This is a genomic window from Comamonas sp. A7-5, assembly GCF_039581385.1.
Lineage (GTDB): Bacteria > Pseudomonadota > Gammaproteobacteria > Burkholderiales > Burkholderiaceae_C > Comamonas > Comamonas thiooxydans.
Genome location: NZ_JBCPWO010000001.1, coordinates 138,945 through 159,578, shown reverse-complemented (window position 1 = coordinate 159,578; position 20,634 = coordinate 138,945). Strand labels below are relative to the sequence as shown.

The 20,634-nt window shown below is 57.8% G+C and carries 18 protein-coding genes and 3 pseudogenes; 11 read left to right on the top strand and 10 right to left on the bottom strand.

Annotation, left to right across the window (positions count from 1 at the left end; all coding sequences use genetic code 11):
- Positions 1 to 55 precede the first annotated feature (55 nt).
- A complete protein-coding gene (locus tag AAIL67_RS00685; RefSeq protein WP_034352184.1) occupies positions 56 to 328 on the bottom strand; it encodes a hypothetical protein in 273 nt (90 codons plus the stop codon).
- An 18-nt stretch (positions 329 to 346) separates the two neighbouring features.
- Entirely contained in the window at positions 347 to 1,537 is a 1,191-nt protein-coding gene (zigA, locus tag AAIL67_RS00680; protein ID WP_034352188.1) for a zinc metallochaperone GTPase ZigA, read from the bottom strand.
- Positions 1,538 to 1,984: 447 nt separating this feature from the next.
- On the opposite strand from zigA, the gene AAIL67_RS00675 reads away from it, so the two are divergent.
- The 3 genes from AAIL67_RS00675 (at position 1,985) to AAIL67_RS00665 (ending at position 5,911) form a co-directional block, all read left to right on the top strand.
- The gene (locus AAIL67_RS00675) at positions 1,985 to 3,661 is read left to right on the top strand and encodes a thiamine pyrophosphate-binding protein (RefSeq protein ID WP_343483142.1); all 1,677 of its coding nucleotides are present in this window, start codon (positions 1,985 to 1,987) and stop codon (positions 3,659 to 3,661) included.
- 253 nt (positions 3,662 to 3,914) lie between these two features.
- Positions 3,915 to 5,315, top strand: coding sequence for an MBL fold metallo-hydrolase (locus AAIL67_RS00670; protein WP_343483141.1), 1,401 nt, complete (start codon positions 3,915 to 3,917; stop codon positions 5,313 to 5,315).
- Between the two features lie 53 nt (positions 5,316 to 5,368).
- A complete protein-coding gene (locus AAIL67_RS00665) occupies positions 5,369 to 5,911 on the top strand; it encodes a hypothetical protein (protein WP_343483140.1) in 543 nt (180 codons plus the stop codon).
- Here the strand turns inward: AAIL67_RS00665 and AAIL67_RS00660 are convergent.
- Complete coding sequence (locus tag AAIL67_RS00660) at positions 5,908 to 6,420, bottom strand: pyridoxamine 5'-phosphate oxidase (RefSeq protein WP_343483353.1); 513 nt, start codon at positions 6,418 to 6,420, stop codon at positions 5,908 to 5,910. The genes AAIL67_RS00665 and AAIL67_RS00660 overlap by 4 nt on opposite strands.
- A 182-nt stretch (positions 6,421 to 6,602) precedes the next feature.
- On the opposite strand from AAIL67_RS00660, the gene AAIL67_RS00655 reads away from it, so the two are divergent.
- Positions 6,603 to 8,291 carry a long-chain fatty acid--CoA ligase gene (locus tag AAIL67_RS00655; protein WP_343483139.1) on the top strand — a complete coding sequence of 563 codons (1,689 nt, stop codon included), beginning with the start codon at positions 6,603 to 6,605 and terminating at the stop codon, positions 8,289 to 8,291.
- A 252-nt stretch (positions 8,292 to 8,543) separates the two neighbouring features.
- On the opposite strand, the gene AAIL67_RS00650 is transcribed toward AAIL67_RS00655, so the two are convergent.
- Positions 8,544 to 9,239 carry an aspartate/glutamate racemase family protein gene (locus tag AAIL67_RS00650; RefSeq protein WP_343483138.1) on the bottom strand — a complete coding sequence of 232 codons (696 nt, stop codon included), beginning with the start codon at positions 9,237 to 9,239 and terminating at the stop codon, positions 8,544 to 8,546.
- A gap of 68 nt (positions 9,240 to 9,307) precedes the next feature.
- Complete coding sequence (locus AAIL67_RS00645; RefSeq protein ID WP_343483137.1) at positions 9,308 to 10,018, bottom strand: glutamine amidotransferase; 711 nt, start codon at positions 10,016 to 10,018, stop codon at positions 9,308 to 9,310.
- Positions 10,019 to 10,121: 103 nt separating this feature from the next.
- Between AAIL67_RS00645 and AAIL67_RS00640 the strand changes: the two genes are divergently transcribed.
- Positions 10,122 to 11,000, top strand: a complete 879-nt coding sequence (locus tag AAIL67_RS00640; protein ID WP_343483136.1) for a LysR substrate-binding domain-containing protein — start codon at positions 10,122 to 10,124, stop codon at positions 10,998 to 11,000.
- A 44-nt stretch (positions 11,001 to 11,044) separates the two neighbouring features.
- On the opposite strand, the pseudogene AAIL67_RS00635 reads toward AAIL67_RS00640, so the two are convergent.
- Together AAIL67_RS00635 and AAIL67_RS00630 are read right to left on the bottom strand one after the other, a co-directional pair.
- A pseudogene (locus AAIL67_RS00635) lies at positions 11,045 to 11,200 on the bottom strand (IS30 family transposase); the annotation flags it as partial.
- A gap of 144 nt (positions 11,201 to 11,344) precedes the next feature.
- Positions 11,345 to 12,100, bottom strand: a complete 756-nt coding sequence (locus AAIL67_RS00630; protein WP_343483135.1) for a TetR/AcrR family transcriptional regulator — start codon at positions 12,098 to 12,100, stop codon at positions 11,345 to 11,347.
- 139 nt (positions 12,101 to 12,239) lie between these two features.
- On the opposite strand from AAIL67_RS00630, the gene AAIL67_RS00625 reads away from it, so the two are divergent.
- From AAIL67_RS00625 to AAIL67_RS00600, 6 genes and pseudogenes are all read left to right on the top strand, one after another.
- Positions 12,240 to 13,316 (top strand): alcohol dehydrogenase, encoded by a 1,077-nt coding sequence (locus AAIL67_RS00625; RefSeq protein ID WP_343483134.1) that lies wholly within the window; start codon positions 12,240 to 12,242, stop codon positions 13,314 to 13,316.
- A gap of 22 nt (positions 13,317 to 13,338) precedes the next feature.
- Complete coding sequence (locus AAIL67_RS00620) at positions 13,339 to 15,255, top strand: alkyl sulfatase dimerization domain-containing protein (RefSeq protein ID WP_343483133.1); 1,917 nt, start codon at positions 13,339 to 13,341, stop codon at positions 15,253 to 15,255.
- Positions 15,256 to 15,301: 46 nt separating this feature from the next.
- Positions 15,302 to 16,300 carry a tripartite tricarboxylate transporter substrate-binding protein gene (locus AAIL67_RS00615; protein WP_343483132.1) on the top strand — a complete coding sequence of 333 codons (999 nt, stop codon included), beginning with the start codon at positions 15,302 to 15,304 and terminating at the stop codon, positions 16,298 to 16,300.
- A gap of 20 nt (positions 16,301 to 16,320) precedes the next feature.
- Positions 16,321 to 17,757: an NAD-dependent succinate-semialdehyde dehydrogenase gene (locus AAIL67_RS00610; protein ID WP_343483131.1), complete on the top strand. Its 1,437-nt coding sequence runs from the start codon at positions 16,321 to 16,323 to the stop codon at positions 17,755 to 17,757.
- A gap of 28 nt (positions 17,758 to 17,785) precedes the next feature.
- Positions 17,786 to 18,248, top strand: a pseudogene (locus tag AAIL67_RS00605) (hypothetical protein); the annotation flags it as partial.
- Positions 18,249 to 18,338: 90 nt separating this feature from the next.
- Positions 18,339 to 19,157: a hypothetical protein gene (locus AAIL67_RS00600; protein WP_343483130.1), complete on the top strand. Its 819-nt coding sequence runs from the start codon at positions 18,339 to 18,341 to the stop codon at positions 19,155 to 19,157.
- Between the two features lie 17 nt (positions 19,158 to 19,174).
- Here AAIL67_RS00600 and AAIL67_RS00595 read toward each other — a convergent pair whose 3' ends face one another.
- The 3 genes and pseudogenes from AAIL67_RS00595 to AAIL67_RS00585 form a co-directional block, all read right to left on the bottom strand.
- Positions 19,175 to 19,384, bottom strand: a complete 210-nt coding sequence (locus AAIL67_RS00595) for a hypothetical protein (protein ID WP_343483129.1) — start codon at positions 19,382 to 19,384, stop codon at positions 19,175 to 19,177.
- Positions 19,366 to 19,746 carry a hypothetical protein gene (locus tag AAIL67_RS00590; RefSeq protein WP_343483128.1) on the bottom strand — a complete coding sequence of 127 codons (381 nt, stop codon included), beginning with the start codon at positions 19,744 to 19,746 and terminating at the stop codon, positions 19,366 to 19,368. The genes AAIL67_RS00595 and AAIL67_RS00590 overlap by 19 nt, the downstream gene beginning before the upstream one ends.
- Before the next feature lie 10 nt (positions 19,747 to 19,756).
- Positions 19,757 to 20,425, bottom strand: a pseudogene (locus AAIL67_RS00585) (helix-turn-helix domain-containing protein); the annotation flags it as partial.
- Positions 20,426 to 20,634: the final 209 nt, after the last annotated feature.

Genomic DNA, 20,634 nt, shown 5'->3' with positions numbered 1-20,634 from the left:
ACCGACCTCAGGCATAGCGCTCCCGTATCAATCGCCTTGCTTTCCTGGGCTAGCGCTAAGCCACACCGTCTTGAGTTGAAGTGCAGGTCTCTGGGGTGATGTCGAACTGGACATGACCCCCGTGAACAATGAGCTCGTCTGGGCCCAAGTGCAGGCCGTTGAAAGTGCCCGTAGCTGCCTCGGAGGCGCTTGGCATCACCATTGTCGATAACTCACCGAATGCGATTGGCTCCTTGAAGTGCAGCTTCATGCCTGTGCAAAAGGTCACGATGAAGGGCTCGCCAATGATTGCCTGGTAGGCACCGGTATGCATGCAATGTTTCGTCATGTTGTTTTGCTCCTTTGCTTATGCCCAGGTCGGGAAAGGGTCCTTGAAAGTTCTCCACGCCCGGGGGCCTAGAGCCATTTCCCGGTCTGTTAATAGGCATGCGTCGAACATGCGTCGGAGTGTTGCTTCGTCCATATCAATTCCGATGACGACCAACTCTTGGCGTGCGTCTCCAACCTCTTCGTCCCAGTTCTTCTTGATGGCAGCAATGGCCTCTGAATCCTTTGGCCAGTGCTCTTGAGGCACGGTGGCCCACCATCGACCAGCGAGGCCGTTCCGGCACACGGCACCTGCCTGAGACCAGTCGCCGACCTTGGCGGGGCGACTGGCCAGCCAGAAGAAGCCTTTGGAACGAATGACTCCGGGCCATTCGGTCTCTACCAGCCTGTGAAAGCGCTCGGGGTGGAAGGGGCGGCGTGACCGATAGACAAAGCTGCCAATCCCATATTCATCGGTCTCAGGCTTGTGTTCACCACGAAGCTCCTTGAGCCAGCCAGGGGCCTTTGCCGCCTCTTCAAAGTTGAAGAGCTTGGTTGAAAGCACGGACGAGAGAGGGACCTTGCCGAAGGCCGCGTCAACGATTTTGGCGCGAGGGTTCAAGCTCGCCAGAATGGCCCGCAGACGCAATTGCTCGGCGTCGGAGATGAGGTCGGTCTTGTTCAGAACGAGCACATCGCAAAACTCAATTTGCTCGATGAGCAAGTCGACAACACACCGTTGGTCCTCTTGTCCAAGCGATTCGCCACGGCTCTTGAGGCTATCCCTGGATTCATAGTCCTTGAGGAAATTGAAGCCATCGACAACCGTGACCATGGTGTCCAGAGCCGCAATATCGGAAAGACTTGCTCCTGCTTCGTCGGTGAAGGTGAACGTTTCGGCCACAGGCAGTGGCTCCGAAATACCGGTGGATTCGATGACAAGATGGTCGAAGCGCCGTTCTTTGGCGAGCCTGCGGACCTCCACCAAGAGGTCTTCGCGCAAGGTGCAGCAGATGCAGCCGTTGCTCATTTCAACCAGCTTCTCCTCGGTCCGGGAGAGCTTGCTGCCGCCATCACGCACCAGAGCAGCATCGATGTTCACCTCGGACATGTCATTGACTATGACTGCAACACGGCGGCCTTCGCGGTTGTTGAGTATGTGGTTCAGAAGGGTTGTTTTGCCCGCCCCCAGGAAGCCTGAGAGAACGGTCACTGGAAGCAGATTAGCCATCGTGGACCTCAATGTTTAATTGATAATGATAACGCGTTATCAATTGTGTTGAGGAAAGCACTCCTGGGTAAATTGGTTGCATGGGTGTGTTGTTCGGCCCCAGGTTTGCCAGTAGGCGACTATCTCAAACAGTCGTTGTGTTGCAGAGCCATAAGCGCTCCCAGAGAAACGGTAGAGGCCCGATTGGCGCGATGAAATTGTCGTCGTCGCAGCTTGTTGCGAAAGAGTCAGCGCTATGGTCGACTTAACGAAATGAGAGCCGTAGGTTCAGTCGATTTCCATGCACGGGGCCGACGTTGCTCTTTGACTAATACTGGAAGTGCCCCTACAGACGAGCAATGAAATAGTTACGTAGCTGCCATGTGAGATTTTGGGTACCTTAAGCATGGCTATTCATAAACTGCAAATGCTCCGAGAGCCCGATTCGCATCCTCAGATTCGCAACTTATGTTCACATCTCCAGCAACCCCCCCTACAAAACAGACTGCAGGCCGTGTGCTTGTCGACTCTCTGCGCCAACATGGCGTTGACCGAGTCTTCTGTGTCCCTGGCGAGAGCTATCTTGAAGTGCTTGATGCCCTCCATGATGCTTCTGATGACATTGAACTCATTGTGGCCAAGCACGAGGGTGGCGCCGCCAATATGGCGGAGGCCGACGGCAAGATGACGGGCCGCCCAGGCATATGCATGGTTACACGCGGTCCTGGTGCGACCCACGCCAGTATTGGCGTGCATGTCGCGCAGCAAGACTCGACGCCCATGATTTTGTTTGTCGGTCAGATTGCACGAGAGCAGGTGGGCAGAGACGCCTTCCAAGAGGTCGACTTCTATGCGATGTTCGGCAAACTGGCGAAGTGGGTTGTTGAAGTAACCGATGCATCGCGTATGGCTGAAATCGTAGCCAGGGCATTTCACACCGCAGTATCGGGACGACCTGGTCCAGTGGTCGTTTCGCTTCCTGAGGACATGCTCGTTGATGTTACCGATAAGCTTGCATTTCGGACCTCTGCCATTGAGCCGAAAGTTCCTTCCGATAGCGCCATCGCAAAGATTCGCGAGAAGCTAGCAAATGCACAGCGTCCCCTTGTCGTTGTTGGCGGCAGTGGCTGGTGCCAAGAGGCTTCGGCGCAACTGGCGATATTTGCGAAGGCATGGAATCTCCCTGTTGCATGCTCATTCCGTCGCCAGGATGTGTTGGACAACCGTAATCCGCAGTATGTTGGCCACATGAGCCTTGGGATGAATCCTGCGCTCAAAGATGCAGTTGTCAAAGCAGACGTCATACTTGCTCTGGGAACCCGCTTGGGAGACGTGGCTACAGGTGGCTATACGCTTCTCGAAGTTCCCGTCCCACAGCAGGACCTTGTTCACGTGCACGTCGACGCCACAGAGATAGGCCGTGTTTATCGCCCTTCGGTGGGAGTAAATGCCGATATCTTGGCAACAATTTCTGCCCTGGCTAACGTTGCTGCACCTGCTGAGATTGCTTGGGCAGGCTGGACGAAGCATGCGCGTGCCGCTCATGAAGCCTTCAGCCTGCCTCCAACGAGGGTGCCCGAGGCAATAGGCGTCGACCTGGGATTAGTAATGCAGCACGCAGCGGAAGTGCTTCCTGACGACGCCCTCGTATCGAATGGGGCGGGGAACTACGCTGTGTGGCTGCATCGGTTTTACAAGTACCGTAGCGCCCGAACCCAACTCGCGACGACCTGCGGAGCAATGGGCTACGGTGTTCCTGCTGCAGTTGCTGCAGCTCTTCGATACCGTGACCGTGAAGTCCTTTGTGTAGCGGGCGACGGCTGCTTCCTGATGTATCCGCAGGAATTGGCGACTGCTGCCGCACACAACGCGCGCCTCATCACCATCGTCGTCAACAACGGCATGTATGGAACCATCCGTATGCACCAGGAGAACCGCTACCCGGGACGTATCAGTGGCACTCAGCTTGCTGGTCCGAACTACGTCGCATTGGCGAACTCCTTGGGTGCAGCTCATGCGGAGCAAGTACGTACGGCGGAAGAATTCCCAGCAGCGTTCGAGCGCGCTCGCGCCGCTAAAGGCTTTGCGCTCGTTGAGTTAGTAACCGACCCGAAGCAAGTCACTCCTGTCATGCGCCTTAAGTAAATTGCTACTCAATCCTCCGCGAGGGTACAACTCCTGGGAGTCAGTTCAAAACCGGGGCGGTTCAGCCATGACCTTATGCCGAGACGCAGTAGGTCTTTTAATCTATGAATCCGCTTGGGATTGTCTGGCCGCACAAGAATTGCGGCAGGTCGTAGATACTCAGAGGGGACTTCGGGTATTAACCCGCTTAAAACCTATTAACTATGTTTTTCACGGTGGGGTGAGGAACATATGGATCGTCAATGGGTGCTTCATGAACATCACTTTTCACGGTGCGGCGCAGTCGGTCACGGGGTCATGCTTTCTGGTCGAGGCCCATGGCTGCCGCTTTCTGATCGACTGCGGCATGGCCCAGGGCGGCCGCGAGGCCGACGAGCACAACCAGCAGGCATTTGCCTTTGACGCCGCAAGCCTGGATTTCGTCGTTCTGACCCATGCGCACATCGATCACAGTGGCTTGTTGCCCAAACTCGTGGCCCAGGGCTTCAAGGGGGCTATCTATGCCACTCTGGCCACCAAGGACCTGCTCGAGGTCCTGCTCAAGGACAGCGTCCATATCCAGATGATGGATGCCGAACGGGCGGCGCGGCGTCAGCGCGAAGGCAAGCGGCACGAGCGCGAGCCGACGGTTCCTCTGTATTCGCTGGCCCATGTGGCGAGCACGCTGGAGCAGGTTCAGGCCATGCCTTATCGCCGCAGCTTCGAGCCCCATCCTGGGGTGACAGTGCGTTTTCAGGATGCCGGGCATATTCTGGGCTCGGCCATTGTGGAGCTATGGCTGGCAGATGGTCATGGCGGCACGCGAAAGCTGGTGGCCAGCGGCGATCTGGGCCAGCCGGGGCGGGTGATTCTGCGCGATCCCACGCCGATCATGGACGCCGATCTGCTGCTCATCGAGTCCACCTATGGCGATCGGCAGCACAAGAGCACGGGCGATACCCTGGAGGAGCTGGTCGATGTGGTCGCGCGCACGGCTCCCCATGGCAATGTGGTCATCCCGGCATTTGCCGTGGGGCGCACGCAGGAGCTGCTCTATCACTTTCTGCAGTTGATCCAGCAGCAGCGTCTGCCGCCGGTAGAGATTTTTGTGGATTCACCCATGGCGGTGGCTGCCACGGACATCACGCTGCGGCACTTTGGCGTGTTCGACGAGGAGGCCAGGCAGTTGCTGGGCAGCGTCAGGAGACTCAAGGAGTCGCCGCACATTCATTTCATCAGCGATGTGGAGGACTCCATCAAGCTCAACCGCATCAGGAGCGGCGCGGTCATCATCTCGGCCAGCGGCATGTGCGATGCGGGGCGGGTGCTGCATCATCTGAGGAACAATCTGCCCAGGCCCGAGTGTGCGGTGGTGATCTGCGGCTTTCAGGCCGAAGGTTCGCTGGGTCGAAGGCTGGTCGACGGTGCCAGGCAGGTGCGCCTGTTTGGAGATGACGTCGAGGTCCGTGCCGGCATCCACACCCTGGGCGGCTTCTCGGCCCATGCCGACCAGCAAGCCTTGCTGGACTGGGCGGCCGCGTTCGCCCGCCCGCCGCAGCAGACCTTTGTGGTGCATGGGGAGCCGCATGCCTCCCTGGCCTTGGCCACGCTGCTGAACGAGCGCCTGCATTTCTCGGCGCAGGTTCCGCAGCCGGGCCAGGTCTTCGAGTTCTAGAACGTGACGGAAGTCTCTGAGATGCGGAATCTTCCTTGCGCGTGGCCTGTTGCATGATGTTCTGGCGGCGAAGCCTGGTGCCGGTCGAGGCCGGATTCGTGCAGCGGCTTTTCGGCACTGCGCTGGATGAGCTGCTGCCCGGCATGCGTCTGCATGTGCGGCGTCTGGGCGATACCAGGCGTGCGCTGTCCCTGGGTGGAGGGCGCATCTATCTGCCGCGCAGCTTTTTTGAACAGGGTGACCCGCATCTGCCGCTGCGGCTTGCCCACCCTGTGGTGGCAGGCGTCTTCGCCCATGAGCTGCTGCATCAGTGGCAGCGCCTGCAAGGCCGGGCGGTGACGTGGGAAGCGTTCGGCCTGCATCTGCGCGCGGCATGCCTGCGGCGCGATCCCTATCGCTATCAGGCTTGTGCAGATCCGCAGCAGATGCTGCAGTGCTTTCTGGACGCAAGCGTGGAGCAGCAGGGGCAGATCTGGCAGGACCATGTTCAGGCTCTGGTGCAGGGCCAGCCTCTGGCCTGCATGTGCTTGATTGCCGAACATGTGCTCCAGGCTCAAGCCGGCCGGACCAGGCCGGGCCAGACCAGCAAAGGCTAGGCAGCCGGGTTGAGTGCGGCTATCAGATCGTGCTCGTCCACATCGCGCGCCGCGCCGAAGCCTGCGACATGCCTGCCGCTTTGCGGCGTGATGCAGACAAAACGAAAGTCGCCCAGCGCCGTCATGGGCTCGGCTTCGGGAAAGCGCGCCAGATAGCTGGCACGGGCGCCTTGCCACAGAGCGCTGTCGCGTGGGGGAGTGGATGCCACGCCCTGAATGCTGATGCGCTCCAGCGCATGCACGGCCTCGTCAGCGGACTCTGGTCTGCTCATCAGCAGGCTGACGGCAGGATGCAGCTCCATGGCCTGTGTGTGGCTGGCCAGCGCACTGACATGCACTACCAGGCAGCTGAATTCGCCACTCCAGGCCCATGGCACCAGAGACAGGCCCGGGGCGGGTAGATATCCGGGGGCTGAAGAGCCGGCCTGTGGCTGAACGGCCAGGGCGGCAGTACGCTGACTGGCGAGTAGCTGGCGCAGCGACTGCTGCAGGCGTGATTCATGAGGCATTTGCGCATGGTAAGCCAGCGCGCGGGGGCGGACCAGCGTGAGCCGCGCCAGGCCGCGCCGACCGTCACCTGCGTGACCGCCTGTTGGGGCCATCCCGGATGCCGGGCCGAGGCTGCAGGCCTAGTCTTGCGGATTGATTAGTCCACCCGGACTATGTATACGCTTTTCTGATTGCCTGACTCATGCCCGCTCACCACAAGTTTTGGCCCAATCGGCTGCCACATTCCATCACCGTTCCCGTGACCAGTGTCTGGGAAAACCTCGCTATCAATGCCAGGCGTTATCCGGACAAGGCCGCGCTGGTGTTTCTTGGGCGCACCACGACCTACCGGCAGCTGTGCGAGGGTACGGAGCGCATGGCCGCCTATCTGCATGGCCTGGGCGTGCAAAAAGGCGACCGCGTCATCGTGCTGATGCAAAACAGCTCGCAACTGGTGCTGGCGCATTACGCCATCTTCCGAGCCAATGCGGTGGTGGTGCCGGTCAACCCCATGAATACGGCCGAGGAACTCAAGCACTACATCACGGACTCCGGCGCCAAGGTGGCCATCACCACGGCCGATTTGGCTCCGGAACTGGCCAAGGCCAGCAATGCCCTGGAGCCTTCCGATGCGCTGCAGCACCTGCTGGTCACCCGGTTCACCGACGGTTTTGATGTCGATGTGCAAGGGCCGGATGCACCGCCCGAAGCCTGGCGCAACTGGCTGCTGGGCGAGCGCGAGCCCGCACAGTTGAGCCATGGCAAGGTCCATGCCTGGACCCAGGCACTGGCCTGCAGCGAGCTGCCGCCGCCGCATACAGCGGGCCGTGACGACCTGGCATTGCTGCCCTACACCAGCGGCACCACGGGCCAGCCCAAGGGCTGCATGCACCTGCACCGCAGCATCAACCACAACGCTGTCTCCGGTGCGATGTGGGGCACGGGCACCAGCGAGAACGTGGTGCTTGCCGTCGTGCCCATGTTTCACATCACGGGCATGGTGTCCGTGCTGCATAGCGCCATCTACGTGGGGGCGACGCTGATCATCATGCCGCGCTGGGAGCGCGAACTGGCCGGTCGCCTGATCTCGCACTATCAGGTCACCAGCTGGACCAATATCCCGACCATGGTGATCGATCTGCTGGCCAGTCCCAACTTCGCGTCCTTCGATCTGTCCAGCCTCAAGTACATCGGCGGCGGCGGCGCCGCCATGCCCCAGGCCGTGGCCCAGCGACTGCTGGAGCAGTACGGGCTGCGCTTTTGCGAGGGCTATGGCCTGACTGAAACTGCCGCACCCTCGCACAGCAATCCGCCCGACCATCCCAAGCAGCAATGCCTGGGCATCCCCTTCATGAGTACCGATGCGCGCGTGATCAGCCCCGACACGCTGGAGGAAGTGCCCCAGGGGGAGCAAGGTGAGATTGTGGTCAACGGCCCCGAGGTGTTTGAAGGCTACTGGCAACGCCCCGAGGCGACCGAGCAAAGCTTTATGGAGCTTGATGGCAAACGCTTTTTCCGCACCGGCGACCTGGGGCGCGTGGATGAGGATGGCTACTTCTTTATCACCGACCGGCTCAAGCGCATGATCAATGCCAGCGGCTTCAAGGTGTGGCCGGCCGAGGTGGAGTCGCTGATGTTCCGCCATCCCGGGATTCAGGAGGCCTGCGTGATCTCCGCCAAGGATGCCTATCGCGGCGAAACCGTCAAGGCTGTGGTCGTGCTGCGTGCCGGCCATGAGGCTACGACGGCAGAGCAGATTATCCAGTGGTGCCATGACAATATGGCGGTCTACAAGGCACCGCGTCTGGTGCAGTTCGTGACGGCTTTGCCCAAGAGCGGCAGCGGCAAGGTGATGTGGCGAATGCTGCAGGAGCAGGAAGCTGCAGTTTGAAATGCAAAGAGGAGGAGTGGCGGAAGCAGCTTCTCCGCAGATTTGCGGTATGGCGTGCTTTCTGCTTGCTTCTATGTTTTCATAGGCCAATGTAAAGGCCTATCTTTTCTTTGTTAATGACTGCCGCTTGGTCTTAGTCAATGGCTGAGACCGGCCAGAAGCTGTCGTGCGGAAGGCAGCCGTGAACGGCAGGTTGAATGCGTCACCCAAAGCAGCCACTCACCAGCGCAGATGGGAATGCTCGCCGTTGGCTCAACTCGATACCACGGCTTGGACCAAAGCCTCAACATGGATCTCAACGGTATCGAGGCAAGGGACAGGGCTGTTGTTGTCACTCAGGATCAGCGGTAGCTCGGTACAAGCCAGTGCTACGTGGTCAATACCTTCGCGCTGCTGCAAATCCTGAATGATGGCAATAAACTCCTGGCGAGTGTCGTCTTTGACAATACCGTGCTCAAGCTCTGCCTCAATTTTTGCCTGGATGCGAGCGATCTGAGATTCGCTGGGCACGATGACTTCCATGCCCTTGTCTTCAAAAGGTGTCTTGAAGAAGGTATTTGTCATGGTGAATACCGTCCCCAGCAAACCGACCCTTCGTGCTCCTCGCTTCTGCGCTGCGTTGCAGGTTGCATCAATTGCACTGACGATGGGAATCGGTGACGCCGGGAGTATTCGGTCCATGACGATGTTGGGCGTATTGCCGGTCAATGCCACCATGTCTGCGCCGCCCGCAGCCAGGCTGCGGATTGCACTGAGCACGTAATCGCCAAGCTGGTCAAATTCGCGTGAGCGACAGAGCTGGAACACTGTGAACGCATTGAGACTTTCGATGGACAAGCGAGGCAGATTTTCCTTGCCTGCCTGAGCCTGAACGCCGTGGATGATCTTGCGGTAATACGCCACGGTGGATTCCGGGCCGATGCCACCAATGAGGCCGAGTTTCTTCATTTCGCTTTTCCTGGAGGTAATTCTTGGTGGTGGCCCATAGGGGATAGGCCGGACTGATGCATTGCCTGCTAGAGCGGGCCTGCATACGTCTCGATGAAGCGCCTGAGCAGCGTCAACGGTGTCGGTGTGTGGCGAATGCTTTGCAGCAAGGCCGTTGGATCCAGACCTTCGCTGCGAAGCACCTGTGCCCTCGCATTGATACAGGCGGCCATGACTTCCGCTGTGAACTCTGGATGAAACTGCATCGACACCGCGGCCGGGGCGTACCGGACAATCTGATGGGGGTCGTGGGCTGAGCGTGCCAATGCCTTGGCCCCTGCGGGCAGGCGCAGGATGGTTTGAAGATGCGTTAGGTGGGCATGAAAGAGTGGTGGGCAACCTGCCAGCCAGGGGTCCAACGCAGCCACTGCATGCTGTTCAATTTCCAGACTTCCCATTTCTCTGCCGTCAGGGTGGTAGTCCACCACTCCCCCCAGTGCATGGGCCATGAGTTGGTGCCCATAGCAAACTCCCATGAGTGGCATTTCTTGCGCCACAGCATGTCGTATCCAGGCGGCTGTTGCTTCGCTCCAAGGCAGCTTATCAGTCACCATGGACCACGAGCCTGTGATGATCGCTGCACGATGCTGTCCAGGTTGGGGCAATGGCTCCCCTTCATAGACCTTGACGATGTCGATGCTCTCAGGTCCGCAGCCGATGGCGGCCAAGAACCATTGGGGAAGGTCGCCTGTGAGGGCTCGAATGTCATCCGGCGGCGTACCCGCCTGGATCAGCAGCAAGGTTTGAGAGTCCACGAGAAATGGCAGAAGGTGGCAAGACCTCACACTTTAGAGAATTCAAGCCATTATGAATATTGAATTCTGATGATGAGAGAATCTCAAAATGAGAAAGATTGATCTGGAATCGCTGGTGTTCTTTAAGTCCGTGGTGGACACCGGCAGCGTCACCCAGGCTGCCAAGCAGATGAACCGTGTGCAGTCCAATGTCACCACACGCATCCGCAATTTGGAAGAACGTCTGGGCGTGCAACTCTTTCTGCGGCATGGCAACCGGCTCAAGCTCTCTGCCGAAGGCGAGGTGCTGCGCGGCTACGCCGAGCGGATCTTGCGGCTGTCGTCAGAGGCCGAGTCTGCAATGCTGCTGCGAGCGCCACAAGGCACGCTGCGACTGGGCACACTGGAGAGCACCGCTGCGGCGCGACTTCCGCCAGTGCTTTCCCAATTTCATGAGCTTTACCCGGATGTATCCATCGAGCTCGTTACCGGATCCACATCGCGGTTGCTGGATATGGTGCAGCGATATGAGGTGGATGCGGCGTTTATCTCTGAACCCTTCCATGCGCCGGAACTGGCCGTCCAGGGTGCCTTTGATGAGGAGCTGGTCATCATTGCCGCACGCTCAGCTGACGATGTACTGGATCCGAAGCGGTTGTCACGCTGTACAGCGATTGCATTCTCCGTGGGCTGCTCGTATCGACGCATTCTCGAGGAGTGGTTTGTCAGTACCGGCGTTGCTCCGCACCGCATCTTGGAGATGGCGTCCTATCACGCCATCGTGGCTTGCGTTGCAGCGGGCACGGGTATCGGCATCATGCCTCGCTCAATACTGAAGGCCGTGCATGCTGAACCACAGTTGCAGGTGCTGCCACTGCCCAAGCGTTATGCCGACGTAACCACGCATTTGGTCTGGTTGCCACAGCAGGAATCCGCGTCCACAGAAGCACTAAGGCGAATGCTGGCCATTGAGCGCTCAAAAAGTTGACCTTCAGATCCCTTCAGCTTGAGCAACCGCTTCTGACTGTGAATTCAACCGGTCGATGCGACATATGCGCCGAACATCTCAGTGGGGGTATGGACGCCGAGCGTCCTGCGCGGCCTCTCGTTTAATTGCCTCGCTATCGCGTTGAGTTGATGCTGTGAAAGCCCTGACAGGTTCATGCCCTTGGGCATGTACTGCCTGAGCGGAATTGACCCACTAGCCCCCGGGCAGGCATGCGTCATAGTAGATGCCCCACCTCGCACCGACTTGGAAAACTGCTATCTGCTATTCACGATTGTGCAAAGCCTTGATGATCAGAGACAGCGGTTGAGATGGAGCTGAATCTTTCAGCGCTCAGGGGCCATTGGGTTGGGATTGGCTGAGAGGGGAGAAGATGCTGCGGCGCGGCGAGCAACCTCTTCTGAAACAGGTGCAGCCAACGCCCCCGTCAGCATGTCTATGAGATTCTCGATAGCGCGATGAATGTCAAATGGCTGCCCTGACTTGCTCCGCCTCGTACTCAGTCGCTCGTAGTCGCCCAAAGCAAACACCATGAAACTGATGCTCGCCAGCCAACGCTGTCTCAGAACAGGCCCCGGGATGGCCGGCAACGCCACCTCAATCAGTTCATAGACGCGTCGAAAGCCGCGATCCATTTCCGCGGAACTTGCTCCAAGGTCTATATCGGGATGCAACTGCGCAGCAGCAAGAAAGCGGTTGTACGTGTTCTTGCGTTCTGTCAGAAGCTTTGCTGCAAGTGGCCACACCAGCGCCTCTGTCAGTGCCCTCAGATCTTTATGTCTTCCGGATGTGAATAGGCGATCGACATAGTCGTTGCGCAGCACGTTCACTTCCTGCATTCCCGTATCCAGAATTGCCTGAATCAGGGCCTCTTTGGACCCGAAATGGTAGGTAAGGGCTGAGTTGTTTTTCTGCCCCGCCTCTCTTGCTATCTCCCGCATTGAAACAGCGTCGATACCCCTCTCGGCAAACAGGCGCTGAGCGGTAGCGATGAGAACAGCAACGCTCTCTTTTCCCTCTGTAGCAGGCGTGCGGGAGCTGCGCTTTGTCTTCGATGGGCTGGTTGCGATAGGTGAGGGCATGGCTGGAGTTCATGGTCAATCTGTAGCGATTGTACGGTATCGCTTGAAATTTTAAGTCAGCTGATTGACTTAATTAAGTCAATCGACTTAATATGAGGATTCGCAACAGCACCACACGAAGCAACAGATTGGAGACAACATGCTGAGCTACGACGTAACCGAACATGGCAAGCCTCTACAGGCCCGTCTGCGCGAGACCCCAAAACCAACTGGAACCGAAGTCGTTGTTCGGATCACGCATTCCGGCGTTTGCCACTCCGATGTCCACCTCTGGCATGGCTACTTCGATCTGGGCGGCGGCAAGAAGGCTTATCTCAAAGACCGAGGCTTAAGTCCTCCTCTGACTCTTGGGCATGAGCCTTTAGGCATCGTCGAGGCGGTTGGGCCGGAAGTTCGCGGCGTTGCGATAGGAGACAAGCGCGTGGTCTATCCATGGATTGGCTGCGACAAGTGCTGGGCTTGCGACGAGGGGCTGTCCACCTTGTGCGCTACGCCCAGGAACGTTGGCATCGCAATGCCAGGCGCGTTCGCTACGCACCTGCTTGTGCCAGACCCCAAGTACCTGGTCGACGTTTCTGGCATCGACGACGCATTTGCTGCGACGCTTGCCTGTTCTGGCGTCACCTGTTACTCCGCCATCGCAAAGGCCGTCCCGCAGATGCGTGCCGAGGACTCGATCGCAGTCATCGGCTGCGGAGGCCTCGGTTTGCTCGCCATCTCCATGATGAAGGGAATGGGATTCCAGAACATCGTCGCTTGCGATATTGACGACAGAAAACTGGAAGCCGCGAGGGGTCAAGGCGCAGCGCGGACGGTTCGTAGTGATGCACCAGAAGCACGCAAAGCATTGAACGAAGCCACAGAGGGGCGGCTAGCGGCTGCCGTCGATTTCGTCGGCATGGCTCCAACATTCAATCTGGCTTATTCCGTCCTGCGCAAAGGCGGAACCTATGTCTTGGTGGGGCTGCATGGTGGCGAAATCGCTCTGCCTATGCCACCCATTGCTCAGCGATCTATCGCCATAGTGGGTTCGTTTGTCGGGACGTTGGGCGACATGAATGGCGTGGTCGAGCTTGCCAAAGCCGGAAAGCTGCAAGCACCTCCCATCAACATCAAGGCCCCAGCCGAGATCAGCAGCATTCTGGAGGACCTGGATCAGCACCGCGGCATTGGCCGAACTGTCCTGGATTTCAGCCGCATCCAAGAAACCTCCTAACCCACGCGACAGGGCATTTGCCATGAATGACACAAACAGCAACTGGCGCAAGAATGCGCATCCACGCACGGTCTCCCTGCAAAACGGTCTGCGCTCCGCACTGGACTTCTCGGATACCAGTGACTTTGAAGATGCCAATCGGGGATTCATTGGCACCATCGAAGACGCCACGATTCGCAACGCCAGCGGCAAGGTGGTCTGGAGCCAGAAAGACTACGCTTTTCTCGATGGGGCGGATGCGCCCTTCACCGTGAATCCAAGCTTGTGGCGGATGTCCAAGCTCAACAAAATCCACGGGCTGTTCAAGGTCTGCGACCGGATCTATCAGGTACGCGGCTTTGACCTTGCAAACATCACTTTCATCGAAGGCGACACCGGGCTCATTGTCATTGATCCCCTGACTTTCGAAGAGCCTGCGCGTGCTGCTCTGGATTTGTACGAGAAACACTTCGGTCCGCGCAAGGTGCTGGCTGTTATGTACAGCCACAGTCACCGTGATCACTACGGCGGTGTCAAGGGTGTGGTCAGCGAAGAGGATGTCGCGGCGGGCAAAGTCCAAATCATTGCCCCCGAAGGCTTCATGGAAGAGGTCATGTCCGAGTCGCTGCTCGCCGGAATCCCATCACGCCGGCGCGCCGAATTCCAGGTCGGCACCTACCTGGAGCCTGGGCCTCAGGCCCATGTGGACAGCGGGCTCGGCAAAGGAATGGGTACAGGGACCTCTGGCTTGATCCCTCCCACACACTTGATCACCCATACCGGTGAGCGCATGCTCATCGACGGCGTTGAAGTGGTGTTTCAGATGACTCCGGGCACGGAAGCGCCAGCTGAAATGAACTTCTACTTCCCACAGATGCGGGCTCTCAACATGGCCGAGAACGCATGCCACACGATGCACAACCTCTGTCCTATCCGCGGCGCAAAGGTGCGTGATGCGTTGGCATGGGCAAGCTATCTTGATGAAAGCGTGGATCTATACGCTGGCCAGGCAGATGTATGCCTGGCTCAGCATCATTGGCCAACCTGGGGGGCGGAGAAAGTCGTCACGTTTCTGAGCGAACAACGCGACCTGTATCGATATCTTCACGATCAGACACTTCGGCTAATGAGCCACGGGTTGACGCCCAGGGAAATCTCTGAACAGCTCATGATGCCCAGCGAACTGTCCAGACGCTGGAGCACCCGTGGGTACTACGGCGCAGTGGTACACAACGTGCAGGCGATCTACGCCTTCTACATGGGGCCTTATGACGGTAATCCGGTCAATCTGAACCCGCTGCCGCCGAGTGCTGCCGCAGCCAAGTACATGGAATATGCCGGCGGAGCGGAGCACGCCATTGCGCGTGCCCGCGAAGACTTCGAGCGTGGAGAGTTTCGCTGGGTCGCTCAGATCATGAACCAAGCGGTGTTCGCCGATTCAACGAACCAGGCTGCACGCCAACTCTGCGCCGATGCCTTCGAACAGTTGGGGTATCAAGCGGAATCAGCTACGTGGCGTAACGCATATCTTCTCGGTGCACGAGAGCTCCGCGAGGGACTTCGGCCGCGAGAGAAGGACGGCAATCGCATCAGCCCCGGCGTGGTCTCCAAGCTACCGATGCCGCTGTTCTTTGACTTCATCGCAATTCGTGTAGTGGGCGAGAGGGTTGAAGGCCAGACGGTTCTCTTCGACTGGCAAATGACCGATGAGAAGAGTTGTACCAAGGTAACGCTTAGCAACGGAGCCCTGAGCCACCGCCCAGGCTCACATGGAGAGGCCGCAGATGCGGTGCTTCAGACCACTCGTGCCGGACTGTTTCAAGCATTACAGGCAGAGATTGGCTTTGCGGGGGCAGTGCAAAGCGGCGACGTCCGAATTACTGGCAATGCCAAACAAGTCCTTGCACTCTTGGCGGGACTGGACTCATTCGATCCGCTTTTCAATGTGGTAGAGCCTTGAACGGGGCTGTGCTTTACCGCTTGCTTGACCAACGAAGGAGACACAGATGACGACAAGACGTGATTTCTTGGCGGAAATGGGGGCCAGTACTGCCGCAGTACGCCTTGCTGGTATCGGCTCGATACTGACCGGATCGATTGCCGCGAACGCGCAATCGAGCAGACCTATCACCATGGTTGTCGGTTTTCCTCCGGGCGGAGGACCAGATCTTGTGGCGCGGGCATTGGCTGAACGTGGGCGCCGCGAACTCAACCAGCCCATAGTGGTTGAAAACAAGACCGGGGCTGGTGGGCGAATCGCGCTGGACTGGCTCCGCAATCAAGCGGCCGATGGTTCAGCCTTTTGTCTGACCCCGGCCGCCATGCTTGCATCGTATCCGCACGTTTATAAAAAGCTGTCCTACAACCCCGGTGACTTCGATCCCGTTTGCAAGATATGTCATTACCACGTCTGCGTGGTGACGCGCAGTGATGCTCCGTTTTCTACGCTCAAGGAGTTCGTGGCATGGGCCAAGGCAACCAAGAAGGGTACCTTCGGTGTGCCAAGTCGCGGCAGTGGCACTGACTTCATCGGCAATCTGCTTTCCAACGCAGAAGGATTGGGGCTGGAGCCTGTTCTATATCGTGGTGGACCTCAACTAACACAGGCCGTTCTTGGCGGCGAAGTGGACTTGGCAATCAACCTGTCGAGCAACTTCATTGAGCTTGCAAAGGCCGGCAAGGTCAAAATTTTGGCCGTGAGTACGGCCGCTCGATCCTCGTTTTCACCGAGTGTTCCCACACTCGCTGAACTGGGCTATCGGGATCTCGTTTTCGAAGAGTCCATTGGAATCGTTGCCAAAAAGGGCACCCCGGAGAAAGCCGTTCTTCGGATGCAAGAGGCCATGCACAAAGCGATGGAGGATGCAATTGTCCGAAGCGCCTTGCAGACCCTCGAGCACCGTCCAGACTTTAGAGCTGCGAAGCAATATGGCGAGGATCTGGCCGCTGCGTCCGAGCGCTACAGGACATTCGTCCAGAAGACCAACTTCCAGCCACTCGATTGAGCTTAAATCAGTAAAGCATCATGATGTACAAAGACACCCAACTTTTCATTGATGGGAAATGGCAAGACGCCACCGACGGGCGCACACTGGCTGTATTCAACCCGGCCACAGGTCAGGAAATTGGTCGCGTAGCGCATGCCGGCATCGTCGATCTGGACCGTGCATTGATTGCTGCTCAAAAAGGATTCGAGGTGTGGCGGGACACGCCTGCCTTTGAGCGGGCCAAGATCATGCGTCGTGCCGCGGATCTGGTGCGTGAGCGTGCCGATGCCATCGCCTCCGTGCTGACGCAGGAAAACGGCAAGCCACTGATCGAAGCCAAAGGTGAAACCATGGCTGCGGCCGACATCATCGAGTGGTTTGCCGATGAGGGTATGCGCGTTTATGGCCGCATTGTGCCCTCGCGCAGCCTTGCCATTCGTCAATTGGTGGTGAAGGATCCAGTAGGCCCAGTGGCTGCCTTCACACCCTGGAACTTCCCGATCAATCAAGTTGTGCGCAAGCTGTCGGCAGCGCTGGCCTGCGGTTGTTCGATGCTGATCAAAGCTCCCGAAGAGACGCCCGCAGCTCCAGCGGCGCTGATCCGGGCTTTTGCCGATGCCGGATTACCTGAAGGCGTAATCGGTCTAGTCTATGGAAACCCAGCCGAGATCTCGAATTACCTGATTCCACACCCCATCATTCGCAAAGTCACGTTCACAGGCTCCACGCCAGTCGGCAAGCAACTGGCCGCGCTGGCTGGTCAGCATATGAAGCGCGTGACCATGGAGCTGGGTGGCCATGCTCCGGTGATCGTCTGCGAAGATGCGGACATCCAGCTCGCCGTCAAGACTGCCGGTACCGCCAAGTTCCGTAACGCAGGCCAAGTTTGTATATCACCCACGCGTTTCCTGGTTCACCGCAGTGCGCAAAAGGAGTTCGCCGAAGCGTTGGCAGCTTATGCACGCGGGCTTAAGGTCGGGGATGGTGCAATCGAAGGTACCCAGATGGGCCCTCTGGCCAATTCGCGCCGTCTCACCGCGATGGCCGAGTTCACACAAGATGCCGTGAAACAAGGTGCACGCCTGCTGGCCGGTGGCGAGCGAATAGGCGATGTCGGCAACTTCTGGCAACCAACCGTTTTAGACGATGTGCCTTTGAGCGCCAAAGTGTTTAACGATGAACCTTTTGGCCCTATGGCCGCTATCCGCGCATTCGACAAAATTGAGGAGGCCATTGATGAAGCCAACCGCCTTTCCTTGGGGCTGGCGGGCTATGCGTTCACGCGTTCGCTAAAAAATGCGCATCTCCTATCGCAGCGTGTAGAGGTTGGCATGCTCTGGATCAACCAGCCCGCCACACCTTCGGCCGAAGTGCCATTCGGCGGCATCAAGGACTCAGGATACGGCTCTGAAGGCGGCCCCGAAGCGATGGAGGCCTATCTGAGCACACGGGTGGTGTCGATCACCAACGTCTGAAAGATTTCTTTGTTTGACTTCAGCTTCACAGTTGCTGGAGCAAGTTCCTGCCGAGGAACCGCAGCTGAAAGTGACAGGCGACGGGGCTTATGACACGCAGCCCGTGCATGCGGAGGTCATGTGGCGGTCATGCTGCGCAATGCCATGCCCATCATTCCCCCGAGAAAGAATGCCAGGGTGTGCAAAGGTGATGCCTTTGCACACCGCAACGCGGTTATCGCCGCATGTCGGCGTCTCGGTCGCAAGCTCTGGAAAAGCTGGGGTGGTTACCACTGGCGCCGCCTAGTAGAGACCAAGATGAACTGCATCAAGCGGCAGGGTGAACGGGTAATGTCACGCACGTTCGAGCCGTCATTCTCAATCGGTTTACTGAACTGGGCTGCCCCGCAGACGATGGCTGTGGCCTAGCCACGCCTGGGGTTGGGGAAATCCGGCCTGGGGCTGATATATGCAACAGCTCCCTGCACCTGGTGACCGCAAGAATTTCCTGAACACTCATTTGGTCCTCTTCTATACATTGGTATATTTGTAACAATTGGTATATTTGAGCCCGCCATCAATAAATGAATGAGGGAACTTAGATGCTAGTGAGTCGTGGATCTGCGGGCCTGTTGGGCTTAGCCCTGTTGTTGGTAGGCTGTACAGGTAAGGGCATCGATGCTCCCTTGGCAACAACTGATGAGACGGCTTACAGAGCTTCGCTGAACAAGGCATGGCCGGACATGAGTGCTCATCAGCAGGAGGCATTCAACTGGGCCGTAAGCAATTTCAGTTTGCAGCAGCTGATTGCGAAGTACTCGAGCATGACGCCGCGTGTCGTCATCAGTCGTGAGGCAGATGAGTACATGCTGCTGAAAACCCAGCAAGCCGCAAAGAGTGCAGCAGAGCTGGCGGCCAATGCAGAGAGACTGACGCTGCAGGAGCAGTCTCTGAAGGGCGTGGAGGCAGAGCTGTCTAAGATCTCGGCTCGAGGACTGGCGATTCAGAATCGATTTGGCTTTGGCAAGGACTTTGTGTATGAAGTCAGCAACGCCAGCAAATTCAATTTGTCATCTGCCCAATGGGATGCCTGGTTGTTCTTGAATGGTGAAGAAACCAGCACGCGTCATTGCAAGGTCTACAGTTCTTTCAAGTACGGCGGCGGTTTACATGCGGGCGCAAGCGTGAGAAAAAACTATGAAGTCGGCTTCATGGCTTGTGACAACTGGAACACCTTGGAGGTCCAGAATGCCAAAAGCAAGCAATACCAACTGAAGCTCGAATTTGCTTCGGTAAAGGACTTCGACGAACGGCAAATCCTGCCAGTGATTTCACCATCGAGAGCCGACTATGAAAAAGCTATCGCTGATGCAGGCAAGGAAATTGAGAATGCCAAAATGTACAAAGGATCGTTGAAGTAAGAGCTGCCTGGGCAGCGTTAAGCATCCGCTTCGGTTGTATCCATCGCGTCTGCATTGCGCTCCATCTGCACCTTGCTGGTCAGGCCGCTATCCCTCAATGTGTGGGTGACTTCCTTGACCAGCCAGCCCTGGCCGTCAATCTCAGGCTGGAACCCCTTCACGCGCACAGGTGTCTGAGGCATCAGTTCTGGGACACCGGTGGCCCGATTCAGAGCGAACGTAGCCATGCCCCGACTGATGCGCTGCAGCTCGCTCTTGGCGGGGGGGGCAGCGCATCGGCCTCGCTGCCAAAGGTTTCCTTCATGGTCTTGCGGTTGCCATTCTTCTTGCCTTCAATCACTTCATTGCGCTTGTCAAACTTTCGGTCAACAAACTTTCGGTCATGCCAAAGCACCTTCACGCCGTCATAGGCATCGCGGGTGCTACTTGCACCAGCGGTGCTGATTGCCATAGATGCGGGTGATCTCGATGGTGGGCAGGCTCTCGCCGTTGCTGGCTTGGGTGCCGTTGATTGGCTTAAAGAGCAGGTGTTTTTCTTCACCGTGGCCACGGCGCCATATTTGCGCGCCAGCCGGGTGATGAAGTGCATGTCTGATTCATTGGCTGATGGGCACGGCATCAACGATCCGGCCATGGATGGGGGTTTTCTGGGTGTAGTGGCGTGAGCGACGCATCCCTCGGGTGCGCCGCAAGTTCTCCAGAAGCTCCTTCTTCAAGGTCCCGCGTGTTTGGACGAAGAGCGTGCGTTAGATGGCTTCGTGAGACACCTGCAAATCCTTTTCGCCGGGGTAAGTGCGTTGGAGCCACCCCGCTATTTGCTCGGGCGACCACTGAGTCTGTAATTTAACCGCCACGATGTGAGCCAATGCAGGATTGCTGGCCAACTTGCATGTCTTGGGGCGGCGTGCTCGCGTCCAGGCTGCCTCATCCGCTTTGGCTGCTCGATAGCCAGTCTTGCCTCCATTGCGCAGGAGCTCGTGGCTGATGGTAGATGCAGCTCATTTGAAGCGGCTGGCAACGCAGCGGATAGATTCACCTGCGGCCAACGTCCTGGAGATTTCTTCTCGCTCAGACATGCTCAATGCCCAGCGAGACCGACGCCTCACTGGTGGCCGGATGCCACCTGTCGCACTCAAGATGGTGTGAATGGAGGTGTGTGGTCGGTCAAACAGCTTGCCGATCTCGCGCAAGGTATCGCCAGCTTTCCAGCGATCCCACATCAGGGCTTTCTGAGCTTCGGTGTAGTAAATCCGCGGTCTTTGCTTCATGCCAACACTCCTTGCGCCAGTGGCGGTCATTGTGTTGCATTGACCAGTTGAATCCACACTGCAAAGCAGACGTAGCACGACAGTACTCGAGGGACCAGAAGGGCTGAACGGTGACAGCTGAAACTGGCCATAAACAGCCGACCGGCTCGGCTTCCACATTTGCAGAGCCAGACGGCTAACTTAGTTTGAGGCGTATGACCTGAGCGATT

Excerpts from the sequence above, each read along its gene's own strand:
- AAIL67_RS00685 (WP_034352184.1), bottom strand. The coding sequence starts at position 328 with ATGACGAAACATTGCATGCATACCGGTGCCTACCAGGCAATCATTGGC.
- zigA (WP_034352188.1), bottom strand. The coding sequence starts at position 1,537 with ATGGCTAATCTGCTTCCAGTGACCGTTCTCTCAGGCTTCCTGGGGGCG.
- AAIL67_RS00675 (WP_343483142.1), top strand. The coding sequence starts at position 1,985 with ATGTTCACATCTCCAGCAACCCCCCCTACAAAACAGACTGCAGGCCGT.
- AAIL67_RS00670 (WP_343483141.1), top strand. The coding sequence starts at position 3,915 with ATGAACATCACTTTTCACGGTGCGGCGCAGTCGGTCACGGGGTCATGC.
- AAIL67_RS00665 (WP_343483140.1), top strand. The coding sequence starts at position 5,369 with ATGATGTTCTGGCGGCGAAGCCTGGTGCCGGTCGAGGCCGGATTCGTG.
- AAIL67_RS00660 (WP_343483353.1), bottom strand. The coding sequence starts at position 6,420 with ATGCCTCATGAATCACGCCTGCAGCAGTCGCTGCGCCAGCTACTCGCC.
- AAIL67_RS00655 (WP_343483139.1), top strand. The coding sequence starts at position 6,603 with ATGCCCGCTCACCACAAGTTTTGGCCCAATCGGCTGCCACATTCCATC.
- AAIL67_RS00650 (WP_343483138.1), bottom strand. The coding sequence starts at position 9,239 with ATGAAGAAACTCGGCCTCATTGGTGGCATCGGCCCGGAATCCACCGTG.
- AAIL67_RS00640 (WP_343483136.1), top strand. The coding sequence starts at position 10,122 with ATGAGAAAGATTGATCTGGAATCGCTGGTGTTCTTTAAGTCCGTGGTG.
- AAIL67_RS00630 (WP_343483135.1), bottom strand. The coding sequence starts at position 12,100 with ATGCCCTCACCTATCGCAACCAGCCCATCGAAGACAAAGCGCAGCTCC.
- AAIL67_RS00625 (WP_343483134.1), top strand. The coding sequence starts at position 12,240 with ATGCTGAGCTACGACGTAACCGAACATGGCAAGCCTCTACAGGCCCGT.
- AAIL67_RS00620 (WP_343483133.1), top strand. The coding sequence starts at position 13,339 with ATGAATGACACAAACAGCAACTGGCGCAAGAATGCGCATCCACGCACG.
- AAIL67_RS00615 (WP_343483132.1), top strand. The coding sequence starts at position 15,302 with ATGACGACAAGACGTGATTTCTTGGCGGAAATGGGGGCCAGTACTGCC.
- AAIL67_RS00610 (WP_343483131.1), top strand. The coding sequence starts at position 16,321 with ATGATGTACAAAGACACCCAACTTTTCATTGATGGGAAATGGCAAGAC.
- AAIL67_RS00600 (WP_343483130.1), top strand. The coding sequence starts at position 18,339 with ATGCTAGTGAGTCGTGGATCTGCGGGCCTGTTGGGCTTAGCCCTGTTG.
- AAIL67_RS00595 (WP_343483129.1), bottom strand. The coding sequence starts at position 19,384 with ATGGCTACGTTCGCTCTGAATCGGGCCACCGGTGTCCCAGAACTGATG.
- AAIL67_RS00590 (WP_343483128.1), bottom strand. The coding sequence starts at position 19,746 with ATGCACTTCATCACCCGGCTGGCGCGCAAATATGGCGCCGTGGCCACG.